General features: G+C 71.2%; 10 protein-coding genes. 7 read left to right on the plus strand and 3 right to left on the minus strand.

Annotated elements, in window-relative coordinates; all coding sequences use genetic code 11:
- Nucleotides 1-110: 110 nt before the first annotated feature.
- The 6 genes from iolC (at nt 111) to FPZ41_RS08075 (ending at nt 7314) form a co-directional block, all read left to right on the plus strand.
- Nucleotides 111-1067 (plus strand): 5-dehydro-2-deoxygluconokinase, encoded by a 957-nt coding sequence (iolC, locus tag FPZ41_RS08050; RefSeq protein ID WP_152860499.1) that lies wholly within the window; start codon nt 111-113, stop codon nt 1065-1067.
- Nucleotides 1068-1097: 30 nt separating this feature from the next.
- Entirely contained in the window at nt 1098-1976 is an 879-nt protein-coding gene (locus tag FPZ41_RS08055) for a Cgl0159 family (beta/alpha)8-fold protein (protein WP_152860501.1), read from the plus strand.
- A gap of 92 nt (nt 1977-2068) precedes the next feature.
- Nucleotides 2069-2950, plus strand: a complete 882-nt coding sequence (iolB, locus tag FPZ41_RS08060; protein WP_152860503.1) for a 5-deoxy-glucuronate isomerase — start codon at nt 2069-2071, stop codon at nt 2948-2950.
- A 46-nt stretch (nt 2951-2996) separates the two neighbouring features.
- On the plus strand, nt 2997-4889 hold the full coding sequence (gene iolD, locus FPZ41_RS08065) for a 3D-(3,5/4)-trihydroxycyclohexane-1,2-dione acylhydrolase (decyclizing) (protein WP_152860505.1): 1893 nt from the start codon (nt 2997-2999) through the stop codon (nt 4887-4889).
- Nucleotides 4890-4947: 58 nt separating this feature from the next.
- The gene (locus FPZ41_RS08070) at nt 4948-6441 is read left to right on the plus strand and encodes a CoA-acylating methylmalonate-semialdehyde dehydrogenase (RefSeq protein ID WP_152860507.1); all 1494 of its coding nucleotides are present in this window, start codon (nt 4948-4950) and stop codon (nt 6439-6441) included.
- Between the two features lie 72 nt (nt 6442-6513).
- On the plus strand, nt 6514-7314 hold the full coding sequence (locus FPZ41_RS08075) for a GntR family transcriptional regulator (RefSeq protein ID WP_152860509.1): 801 nt from the start codon (nt 6514-6516) through the stop codon (nt 7312-7314).
- A gap of 12 nt (nt 7315-7326) precedes the next feature.
- Here FPZ41_RS08075 and FPZ41_RS08080 read toward each other — a convergent pair whose 3' ends face one another.
- Nucleotides 7327-8478 (minus strand): Gfo/Idh/MocA family protein, encoded by a 1152-nt coding sequence (locus FPZ41_RS08080; RefSeq protein ID WP_152860511.1) that lies wholly within the window; start codon nt 8476-8478, stop codon nt 7327-7329.
- A gap of 111 nt (nt 8479-8589) precedes the next feature.
- On the opposite strand from FPZ41_RS08080, the gene FPZ41_RS08085 reads away from it, so the two are divergent.
- Nucleotides 8590-9606 carry a LacI family DNA-binding transcriptional regulator gene (locus FPZ41_RS08085; RefSeq protein ID WP_152860513.1) on the plus strand — a complete coding sequence of 339 codons (1017 nt, stop codon included), beginning with the start codon at nt 8590-8592 and terminating at the stop codon, nt 9604-9606.
- Between the two features lie 45 nt (nt 9607-9651).
- On the opposite strand, the gene FPZ41_RS08090 is transcribed toward FPZ41_RS08085, so the two are convergent.
- The gene (locus FPZ41_RS08090; protein ID WP_322619949.1) at nt 9652-10701 is read right to left on the minus strand and encodes an LLM class flavin-dependent oxidoreductase; all 1050 of its coding nucleotides are present in this window, start codon (nt 10699-10701) and stop codon (nt 9652-9654) included.
- A 111-nt stretch (nt 10702-10812) separates the two neighbouring features.
- On the minus strand, nt 10813-11568 hold the full coding sequence (locus tag FPZ41_RS08095; RefSeq protein ID WP_152860515.1) for a class I SAM-dependent methyltransferase: 756 nt from the start codon (nt 11566-11568) through the stop codon (nt 10813-10815).
- Nucleotides 11569-11658 lie beyond the last annotated feature (90 nt).

Genomic DNA, 11658 nt, shown 5'->3' on the forward strand with positions numbered 1-11658 from the left:
CATGGGCTCGCCCGGGGACCTACACCTGATGTACGTCCGGGCCAGCGTGCCCGCATCCCCCGCACCACGGGCCCTCCACGGCCCGCATCCCCGTACGAGGAGTGACGCGCATGCCCGAGTCCGCCGAAACGTTCGATCTCATCACCATGGGCCGCATTGGGGTCGATCTCTATCCACTGCAGACCGGTGTGCCACTTCCGCAAGTCGAATCCTTCGGCAAGTTCCTGGGGGGGTCGGCGGCCAACGTGGCCGTTGCCGCCGCGCGCCTGGGTCACGCTACCGCTGTGATCACCCGTACGGGTAACGACCCCTTCGGTTCGTATCTCCACGACGCCCTAAGGGAGTTCGGCGTCGACGACCGCTTCGTCACCCCGGTCGACGCGTACCAGACTCCGATCACGTTCTGTGAGATCTTCCCTCCGGACGACTTCCCGCTGTACTTCTACCGCCGGCCCAAGGCCCCGGACCTGGAGATCAACACCGACGAGCTGGACCTCTCCGCCATCCGCACGGCCCGCATCTTCTGGATCACGGGCACCGGCCTGAGCGAGGAGCCCAGCCGTTCGGCCACACTCGCAGCTCTCAAGGCGCGCGACAAGTCGGGCATCACCGTCTTCGACCTCGACTGGCGCCCGATGTTCTGGAACGACCCGGATTCGGCCCGCCCGTACTACACCGAGGCCCTCGCCCACGCCACCGTGGCCGTCGGCAACCTCGACGAGTGCGAGATCGCCACCGGCGTCCGCGAGCCGAAGGCCTGCGCCCAGGCCCTGCTCGACGCCGGAGTGGAGCTGGCCGTCGTCAAGCAGGGCCCCAAGGGCGTACTGGCCGTCCACCGCGACGGCACCACCGCGGAGGTCCCGCCGGTGCCCGTGGAGGTTGTCAACGGGCTCGGTGCCGGGGACGCCTTCGGCGGTTCGCTCTGCCACGGCCTGCTGAACGGCTGGGAGCTGGAGAAGATCATGCGGTACGCCAACGCGGCCGGGGCGCTCGTCGCCTCCCGGCTCGCCTGCTCCTCCGCGATGCCCACCGAGTCCGAGGTCGACGACCTCCTCGCGCGCGGCTGACCGACGCCACACCCTGAACGGAGCGAAGTCTTGAGCATCAGCATCCCCGACCTCGTCACAGTGCGCGCCCGGCATCCGGAGGCCATCGCCGAAGCCGCCGCCCGCCGCGTCCGCCGCCCGCTGATCGGCGACAGCGGCCGTCTGATGATCGTGGCCGCCGACCACCCGGCGCGCGGTGCCCTCGGTGTGGGCGGCCAACGCCTGGCCATGGCCAACCGGGCCGACCTGCTGGAGCGGCTGTGCATCGCGCTGTCGCGACCGGGCGTCGACGGGGTGCTAGCGACCGCGGACATCCTGGAGGACCTGCTGCTCCTCGGCGTCCTGGACGACAAGGTGGTCATGGGGTCCATGAACCGCGGGGGCCTGGCCGGCGCATCCTTCGAGATGGACGACCGCTTCACCGGCCACCGCGCCGAGGACATCGAGCGGCTCCGCTTCGACGCGGGGAAGCTGCTGGTGCGCATCGACTACGACGACGCCGGCTCCCTGCGGACCCTTCAGACCACCGCCCGGGCCATCGACGACATGGCGGCGCGCCGGCTGCCGCTGTTCGTCGAGCCGTTCATATCCCGCCGCGTGGACGGCGCGGTCCGCAACGATCTGAGCGCCGAGGCCGTCACCCGGTCCATCGCGATCGCCTCGGGCCTCGGCGGCACCTCCGCGTACACCTGGCTGAAACTGCCCGTCACCGAGGACCCCGACGACATGGCTCAGGCGCTGGAGACGTCCACGCTGCCGGTGGTCCTGCTGGGCGGCGAGGTCGGTGGGAACCAGGAGGGCGCGTACGAGAAGTGGCGCAAGGCCCTGCGGCTGCCCACCGTGCAGGGCATGGTCGTCGGCCGGTCCTTGCTGTACCCCGCGGAAGGCAGCGTGGAGACCGCGGTGGACACCGCGGTCGGACTGCTCTGATTCCGGGTAGGTCCCGGAAACCCTGGTATGTCCCGAAGCCGCGTACGTCCCCAGACCCAGGTACATCCTGGAACGAGCCGAGGAATCACATCATGACGACCACCCACCACCTTCCGGCGGGCAAGGCCACCGGTGCCGCCTACGCCGTGAACGTCACCCCCGAGTCGGCCGGCTGGGGCTACTCCAGCCTGCGGGTGCTGGAACTGCCGCCGGGCGGCCGGCACAGCTTCGACAGCGGCGACAGCGAGTGGATCGTGCTGCCGCTCGCGGGCTCCTGCACGGTCGCCGTCGACGACCAGACATTCCGGCTGCAGGGACGCGAGAGCGTCTTCAGCGGAGTCAGCGACTTCGCGTACGTGCCGCGCGACGCGGAGGCCTCGATCGCCTCCCGCGACGGCGGGCGCTTCGCCCTGACCGGCGCCCGCTGCGAGCGCCGGCTGCCCGCCCGCTACGGCCCCGCGTCCTCCGTCCCGGTCGAGCTGCGGGGCACCGGCACCTGCTCGCGCCAGGTCAACAACTTCGGCGCGGCAGGCGTCTTCGAGTGCGACAAGCTCATCGCCGTCGAGGTGATCACACCTGGCGGAAACTGGTCGTCCTTCCCGCCGCACAAGCACGACGAGCACCGGCCCGGCGAGGAGTCGGAGCTGGAGGAGATCTACTACTTCGAGTTCGCCGACCACGAGGGCATCCCCGGCCTCGGCTACCAGCGGGTCTCCCCTTCCGGCCAGGGCGCGGGCACGGACGTGCTGGCCGAGGTGCGCGACGGCGACGTCGTCCTCATCCCGGACGGCTGGCACGGCCCCTCCATGGCCGCGCCCGGCCACCACATGTACTACCTCAACGTCATGGCGGGCCCCGACCCCGACCGCGCCTGGCTGATCTGCGACCACCCGGACCACGCCTGGATCCGTGGCACATGGCCCGAGCAGCCGGTGGACCCGCGCCTGCCCCTCTACACCGCCCCCGCCCAGTGAAGCTTCCCGCGGCCCCCGCGAGAGAACCCGTAGCAGTGAGGTCCCGATGAGCCAGCCGAATCAGTCGAACCAGTCGAGGGTCAGCCTGACCGTCGCCCAGGCGCTGGTGCAGTTCCTGTCCGCGCAGTACACCGAGCGCGACGGCGTACGGCACCGGCTGATCGCCGGTACCTGGGGGATCTTCGGCCACGGGAACGTCGCCGGTCTCGGCCAGGCGCTGCTGGAGGCCGGCGAGGACACGATGCCGTTCCACCAGGGCCGCAACGAACAGGCCATGGTGCACGCCGCCGTGGGCTACGCCCGCCAGCTGAACCGGCTCTCCGCGCAGGCGGTCACCACGTCCATCGGCCCCGGCGCCACCAATCTGGTCACCGGCGCCGCCCTGGCCACGGTCAACCGGCTGCCGGTGCTGCTCCTGCCCGGCGACTACTTCGCGACGCGCCCCGCCGACCCGCTGCTCCAGCAGCTGGAGCATCCGGTGGAGGCCGATGTGTCGGTCAACGACACCCTGCGCCCGGTCTCCCGCTACTTCGACCGCATCACGCGCCCGGAGATGCTGATCCCGTCCGCGCTGAACGCGATGCGGGTGCTGACCGACCCGGCCGAGACCGGCGCGGTGACCCTCGCCATGCCGCAGGACGTGCAGGCGGAGGCCTTCGACTGGCCGGTGGAGTTCTTCGCCGAGCGCGTCTGGCACGTGCGCCGTCCCGCGCCGGACCCGCTGGAACTCGCCGAGGCCGCAACCGCCATCCGTGCCGCCGAGCGGCCGCTGATCGTCGCCGGTGGCGGCGTTCACCACAGCGAGGCCGAGGAAGCGCTCAAGGTGTTCGCGGAGGCCACCGGCATCCCGGTCGCCTCCACCCAGGCGGGCAAGGGCTCCCTGCGGTACGACCACCCGGCGGACCTCGGCGGCATCGGCCACACCGGCACCGCCGTCTGCGACGACATCGCGCGCACCGCGGACCTGGTCATCGGCGTCGGAACCCGGTACTCCGACTTCACCACCGCCTCCAACACCCTGTTCCAGAACCCGGACGTCCGGTTCGTCAACCTCAACATCACCGCCTTCGACGCCCACAAGCTGGCCGCCCGCACCCTGGTCGCGGACGCACGCACGGGCCTGGAGGCGCTCACGGACGCGCTCTCCGGGCACCGTGTCGCCGAGGCGTACGAGGCCGAGTACCGCGCCGGCAAGGAGCACTGGGAGCAGGTCGTGGACGCGGCCTACAACGCGGACGACGCGCACGCCGTGCCCACCCAGACGCAGGTGCTGGGCGCCCTGGACTCGGTCGTGGGCGACGACGACGTGGTGATCAACGCGGCCGGCTCGCTCCCCGGCGACCTGCACAAGCTGTGGCGGGCCCGCTCCCCGCGTCAGTACCACCTGGAGTACGGCTACTCCTGCATGGGCTACGAGATCCCAGCGGGCATCGGTGTCCAGCAGGCCGCGCCCGGTACTCCGGTGTGGTCGCTCGTCGGCGACGGCACGTACCTGATGATGCCGACGGAGATCGTCACCGCCGTCCAGGAGGGCCTGCCGGTCAACCTGCTGCTGATCCAGAACCACGGGTACGCCTCCATCGGCGGCCTGTCCGAGGAGACCGGCGGCGAGCGCTTCGGCACCGCCTACCGCTACCGTGCCGCGGACGGCACCTTCACCGGGGCGCCGCTGCCGGTGGACCTCGCCGCCAACGCCGCCAGCCTCGGGATGGACGTGATCCGCGCCAAGACCGTCGGCGAACTGCGTGACGCGCTCGCCGCGGCGCGTGCCTCGGACCGGCCGACGTGTGTGTACGTCGAGACCGACCCGGCGCCCACCGCTCCCCCGGCCGAGGCATGGTGGGACGTGCCCGTGGCCGAGGTCGCCTCCCGCGAGGCCGCCGTGGCCGCCCGCGAGCGGTACGACCGCCACGTCGCGGGCCGCCGCCGCCACCTCTGAGCCGTCCGCCGCCCCCTCCTCCCTCTCAGGAAAGCCCTCAGGAAAGGCCCCTCGCACCATGAAGACCATCAACCACTGGATCGGCGGCAAGCCCGTCGAGGGCACCTCCGGGCGTTTCAGCCCGGTCTACAACCCGGCCACCGGCGCCCAGGAGAAGCAGCTCGCGCTCGCCGCGGTCGGTGAGGTCGACGCCGCCGTCGCGACCGCGAAGGCCGCCTTCGAGAGCTGGGGCCAGTCCTCGCTCGCCAAGCGCACGGCGGTCCTGTTCAAGTTCCGTGAGCTGCTCGACGCGCACCGCGACGAGGTCGCCGCGCTGATCAGCGCCGAGCACGGCAAGGTCCACTCCGACGCGCTCGGCGAGGTCGCGCGCGGCATGGAGATCGTGGAGCTGGCCTGCGGGATCAGCACCCAGCTGAAGGGTGAGCTGTCGACGCAGGTGTCGACCCGGGTGGACGTCGCCTCGATCCGGCAGCCGCTCGGTGTGGTCGCCGGCATCACGCCGTTCAACTTCCCCGCCATGGTGCCGATGTGGATGTTCCCGCTGGCGATCGCCTGCGGCAACACCTTCGTCCTCAAGCCGAGCGAGAAGGACCCGTCGGCCTCGTACCGCCTGGCCGAGCTCCTGTCCGAGGCCGGTCTGCCGGACGGTGTGTTCAACATCGTCCAGGGTGACAAGGTGGCGGTGGACCGCCTGCTGGAGCACCCGGACGTCGCCGCGGTCTCCTTCGTGGGCTCGACGCCGATCGCCAAGTACATCCAGCTCAAGGCCGTCGAGCACGACAAGCGCGTGCAGGCGCTGGGCGGCGCCAAGAACCACATGCTGGTCCTGCCGGACGCCGACCTGGACTTCGCCGCCGACCAGGCGATCAACGCCGCCTACGGTTCGGCGGGCGAGCGCTGCATGGCGGTGTCCGTCGTGGTCGCGGTCGGCGACACGGGCGACGAGCTCGTCGGCAAGATCAGCGAGCGGGCGAAGAACCTGCGGATCGGCCCCGGCGACGACCCCGCCTCCGAGATGGGCCCGCTGATCACCCGCGAGCACCGCGACAAGGTGGCGTCGTACGTGGCGGGCGCCGCCGAGCAGGGCGCCGAGGTCGTCGTGGACGGCACCGGCTACACCGTGGAGGGCCACGAGGACGGCTTCTTCCTGGGCGTCTCCCTCCTGGACAGGGTGCCGGTGACGGCCGACGCGTACAAGGACGAGATCTTCGGTCCCGTGCTGTGCGTGGTGCGCGCCGAGACGTACGAGGACGCCATCAAGCTGATCAACGGCTCCCGCTGGGGCAACGGCACCGCGATCTTCACCCGTGACGGCGGCGCCGCCCGGCGCTTCCAGATGGAGGTCCAGGCGGGCATGGTGGGTGTCAACGTGCCGATTCCGGTGCCCGTGGGCTACCACTCCTTCGGTGGCTGGAAGGACTCGCTCTTCGGCGACCTGCACATCTACGGCAATGACGGCATCGCCTTCTACACGCAGGGCAAGGTGATCACGACCCGCTGGCCCGACCCGGCCGACGGCGGCATCAACCTGGGCTTCCCCAGCAACTCCTGAGCTCGACTGCGGCCGGTGCGGGGACGGACGCGTGGCCGTCCCCGCACCGGCCGTCCTTGTCAGGACAACACGATGACAAGGGTTCCTGTCATCCGGACGGACGGATACGCTCATCCCGTGACCAGCACCGCTCCCGCGAAGCTCGACTTCGCCGTCGACCGCAACAGCCCCGTGCCGCTGTACTACCAGCTCGCCCGGCAGCTGGAGTCCGCGATCGAGCACGGCGAGCTGGGCCCCGGCAGCCTGCTCGGCAACGAGATCGAGCTCGCCGGGCGGCTCGGCCTGTCCCGCCCGACGGTACGCCAGGCCATCCAGTCCCTCGTGGAGAAGGGCCTCCTCGTACGCCGCCGGGGCGTGGGCACACAGGTGGTCCACAGCCAGGTCAAGCGCCCGCTGGAGCTCAGCAGCCTCTACGACGATCTGGAGGCGGCCGGCCAGAACCCCACGACCCGGGTGCTCGGCAACGAGGTCGTGCCTGCCTCCGCCGAGGTCGCGGGTGCCCTGGGCATCGCCGACGGCACCGCGGTGCACCATGTGCAGCGGCTCCGCCGCGCCCAGGGCGAGCCGGTGGCGCGCCTGTCGAACTACGTGCCCGAGGGGCTGCTGACCCTCGACACGGCGACGCTGGAGACAACCGGCCTCTACCGGATGATGCGGGCCGCCGGCATCACCCTGCACAGCGCCCGCCAGTCCGTCGGCGCCCGCCGCGCCACCCCCGAGGAGGCAGAGGCCCTGGGCGAGCCGGAGGGCGCCGCACTCCTCACCATGCAGCGCACGGCGTACGACGACACGGGCCGCGCCGTCGAGTTCGGCACCCACATCTACCGGGCCTCGCGGTACTCGTTCGAGTTCCAGTTGCTGGTGCGGGGCTGAGGCGTCCCCGGGTCAGAGCTTCACCCAGGCCCCCGACTCGACCGACCGGCTCATCGCGTCGAGGGCCGTCGCACTGTGCACGGCGTCCTCCAGGGTCGCGCCGTGCGGTGTGTCCTCGGCGATGGAGCGCAGGAAGTTGTGCGCCTCGATGACCTTGAGGTCGTCGTAGCCCATGCTGTTCGCCGAGCCGGGCTGGAAGGCGGCGTACTCGCCGTGGCCCGGGCCGACGTAGAGCGTGGTGACGGCCTGGTCCTGGTAGGCGGTGCCGCGGCTGATGCCGAGCTCGCCCATGCGGCGGAAGTCCCAGAAGACGGCGCCCTTGGTGCCGTGCACCTCGAAGCCGTAGTTGTTCTGCTCGCCGACGGAGACCCGGCAGGCCTCCAGGACACCGCGGGCGCCCGAGGCGAAGCGGAGCAGGCAGCCCACGTAGTCCTCGTTCTCGACCGGTCCCAGCTCGCCGCCCGTGGCGCGGGTGTGGCCGGCGGTGGCACCGGTGGGGCGGGCCCGTTCGGGGATGAAGACGGCGGTGTCGGCGGTCAGCGCGGTGATGTCCCCCAGCAGGAAGCGCGCCAGGTCCGCACCGTGCGACGCCAGGTCGCCCAGCACTCCGCTGCCGCCGCGCTCCCGCTCGTACCGCCAGGTCAGGGCGGACTCGGGGTGGGCCGCGTAGTCGCTGAACAGGCGGATGCGGACGTGGGTGACGGTACCGATCTCACCGGAGGCGACGATCTCGCGGGCGGCGGCGACGGCGGGCGCGTTGCGGTAGTTGAAGCCGACGGTGCCCTGAACCCCGGCCTTGGACACGGCGTCGGCCACCGCGCGGGCGTCCTCGGCGGTGAGGCCGACCGGCTTCTCGATCCAGATGTGCTTGCCCGCCTCGGCCATCGCGACGCCGATCTCGCGGTGCAGGAAGTTCGGGGCGGTGATGCTGACCGCCTGGACGCGGGGGTCGGCGGCCACCTCGCGCCAGTCGCGGGCCGTCGTGGTGAAGCCGAACTGCGCGGCGGCCTCCTCGGCCCGGCCCGGCACCTCCTCGGCGACGGTCACCAGCTCAGGGCGCACGGCCAGGTGCGGGAAGTGGTGCAGGACCCGCGCGTACGCCTGGGTATGCACCCGTCCCATCCAGCCGAACCCCACGACGCCGACGCCGAGCGTACTCACCATGACTGCCCCTCTTTGGACCGGTCCAGAACGTTTCCACCTCACCCTGAGCTCAGTAACAGCACCTGTCAAGCCCTTTGACAACCCCTCTCACCTTGTGGAACGGTCCACAACATGAGACCCCCGACGATCCGCGATGTCGCCGAACGGGCCGGCGTGTCGAAGTCCCTGGTCTCCCTCGTGCTGCGCGGCTCCGACCAGGTGCGCCCCGAGAAGCGCGAGGCGGTCCTCGCCGCTGTCGAGGAGCTCGGCTACCGCCCGAACGCCGCCGCGCGCAGCCTCAGCGAGCGCCGCACCCGGACGGTGGGCGTGCTGCTGAACGACATGCGCAACCCCTGGTTCGTCGAACTGCTCGACGGCCTGGGCTCCCGTCTCCACGACAGTGGTCTGCACATGCTGCTCGCCGACGGCCGCCTCAACCGGCGCCTCGGCGAGGACCTGACCCACACGTTCACCGACCTCCGGGTCGACGGCCTCATCGCCGTCGGTACGCTCCCGCCCTCCGCGGCACTGCGCACCGCGGCTGGGCAGATCCCCACCGTGGTCGCGGGCGCCCGCGAGCCCGTTCTGCCACATGTGGACATCGTCGCGGGCGACGACGAGCACGGCGCGCGTCTGGCCACCGAGCACCTCATCGGCCTCGGCCACCGGCGCATCGCCCACATCGCCGGACAGGGCGTGGTGGGTGAGCTGCGCCGCCGAAGCTTCGAGGCGGTCATGCGCGAGCACGGGCTGTCGGACACGGCGATCGTGGAGCAGGGCGACCTGACCGAGGAAGGCGGCTACCGGGCCACCGTCCGCCTCCTCGGCGCCGCCGGGCGCCCCACGGCCGTCTTCGCGTTCAACGACATCGCCGGTGTGGGCGCCCTGTCGGCCGCCGAGGAACTCGGTCTCCGGGTACCGCGCGACCTGTCCCTCGTCGGTTACGACAACACGTACCTCTCGCGCCTGCGGCACCTGTGGCTCACGACGGTGGACAACGCCAGCCACGACGTCGGCCGCCGCGCCGCCCAGCGCCTCCTCGACCGCATCACCGACCCGGACCGCCCGTCGGAAACCGTCCTCGCGACACCGGCGCTCGAGGTGCGGGGGACGACGGCGCCGCCCGCGGCGAGCGGGCAGCGGCCGTAGGCGTCGACCGGCACGACGCGCTCCGGATCCCGCCTTCGCGGGACGTCAGTTGAAGGCGGGCATGACCGTGTCGTGGATGAGGCGGAGCTGGGTGTTCACATCGGCCACCTCCGCGAGGTCACGGCCGGTGAAGGCCTTGACGAGGGTGCGGTCGGTGAGGGCGCAGATCATGTGGTTGACGCCGCTCGGAGCGATCTCCCGCTGGATCTTGTCCCGGCACTCCTCGGGGGTGCCGGCGATGGAGAGGCGTTCGGCGATCTCAGGGGTGGTCAGCTCGATGCCGCGGGCGAGGTCACCGGCGGCGATGGCGTCGATGACCGGTTTGAGTTCGCCGGCGTCCACTCCGTTGCGGCGCAGCTGTTCCTCGGGCATCGAGGAGGCGTAGATGCCGACCATGCTGCGGGCGGCGTCCTTGGCGGCCGCGGAGTCGGGTCCCGTGGCGAAGACGACCCAGGCACCGATGTCGAGCGAACGCCAGTCCTTGCCCGCCCGCTCTGCTCCGGCCTGGATGTGCCGCACGGCGTAGTCGTACGCCTCGCGGGTGTAGCTCAGCGCGTGGTGGCAGCCGTCGGACAACTCTCCCGCCGCCTCGAAGGACTTGGGGCCGCGCATCGCCCCCAGTTTCAGCGGGACCCGCTCCTGGACCGGCCGGGCGAAGGTGAACAGCCCCTGGTAGGTGAAGAACTCGCCGTCGTAGGAGATGGCTCCCTCGTCGAGCAGGGTGCGCACCACATGGAGCGCCTCCTTGACCCGGGACAGCGGCCGCGTACGGGCCCAGTCGATCCCGTACTGCGCCAGGAGCCCGAAGTTCCCGCTGGACAGCACGCCCTCCGCGCGCCCGCCGGACAGTTCGTCGAGCGTGGCCAGTGCCTGGGCGATCAGGGTGGGCTCTCGCAGCGTGACCGGGGAGACGCTGGGTCCCAGCCGGATCCGGCTGGTCTGGCCCGCGGCCGCGGCGAACAGCAGCCACATGTCCTTGTGCCAGGTCTCGTCGGCGGCGTAGCAGGCGTGGAAGCCGAGTTCGTCGGCGAGTTTGATTGAGGCGAGCGACTCCTGGAGGGGGTAGTCCGGGAGCATGGCGTAGCTGAACTTCACCGGTGACACCTTCCGTTGAGGGACTGGTCCGTGGTGCGGACGGGCTGTGCCCTGCCTTTCGAGAGTGTGGAAGCGGCCCTCAACTGTCCAGTGGGCGTGAAGACTTCGGTTTCACGCCCGGCTGTTCGCGGTACCCGTGGGGGCCGGCCGGAGCGCGACGAAGACGAACTCCTTCCCCGGACGGTCGGGTGCGTCGCGCACTTCTTCCACCGTGTAGCCCTGGCCGGTCAGGTCCGCCTCGACTTCCTCCCGCTCACGGAACCTCAGGGTGGAGTCGGAGGTCAGCACCTGGCAGTCCGCGGCGAAGACGTACGTCGCGCGGAAGGTCACGAGCGGTCCGGTGACGTCGGTCAGTTCCAGCCAGGTCTCGACGGCACCGACGCCCGGGATCTCCATGACGCCGTGGGAAACCTCGCGATTCCAGGTCTCCCAGGCCCGCCTGGCCGGATCCCGGGTCTCGAACACCAGCCGCCCGCCCGGCCGGAGTGCCTCGAAGGCGCCCTGGAGCGTCTGCCGCCAGGCGTTCGGGTCGACGATCTGCTGGGCGACGTTGGCCGTCATCGTGGCCAGGTCGACCCTCAGCGGCGGAAGGGCCGTGGCATCGCCACAGATCCAGCGCACCCGGTCGGCGCCCGGTTTGGCGCGGGCCACGTCGACGGACGCCCGCGCGGGATCCACACCGACGACCTCGATGCCGCGCTCGGCCAGCTGGAGTGCGAACACCCCAGTACCGCAGCCGATGTCCAGCACCCGCCGGGCACAGAACCGCTCGGCCAGGTCGTGGTAGGCGTCCAGGTCGCTGCGGTCGGGATCGAGCGGGTCGTAGATCGCGGCGAGCCGTGGATGCGTGAAGCCTTCGTCAGCCATGCCTTCGACGGTAGTACGGCGAGGAATCGCAGGGTACGGCACGTCCGGCGGTCCCGCTCGCCCAGAGGCGCAGCGGGACGGGCCCGCTTA

The organism is Streptomyces acidicola (assembly GCF_009377235.1).
Taxonomy (GTDB): Bacteria; Actinomycetota; Actinomycetes; order Streptomycetales; family Streptomycetaceae; genus Streptomyces; species Streptomyces acidicola.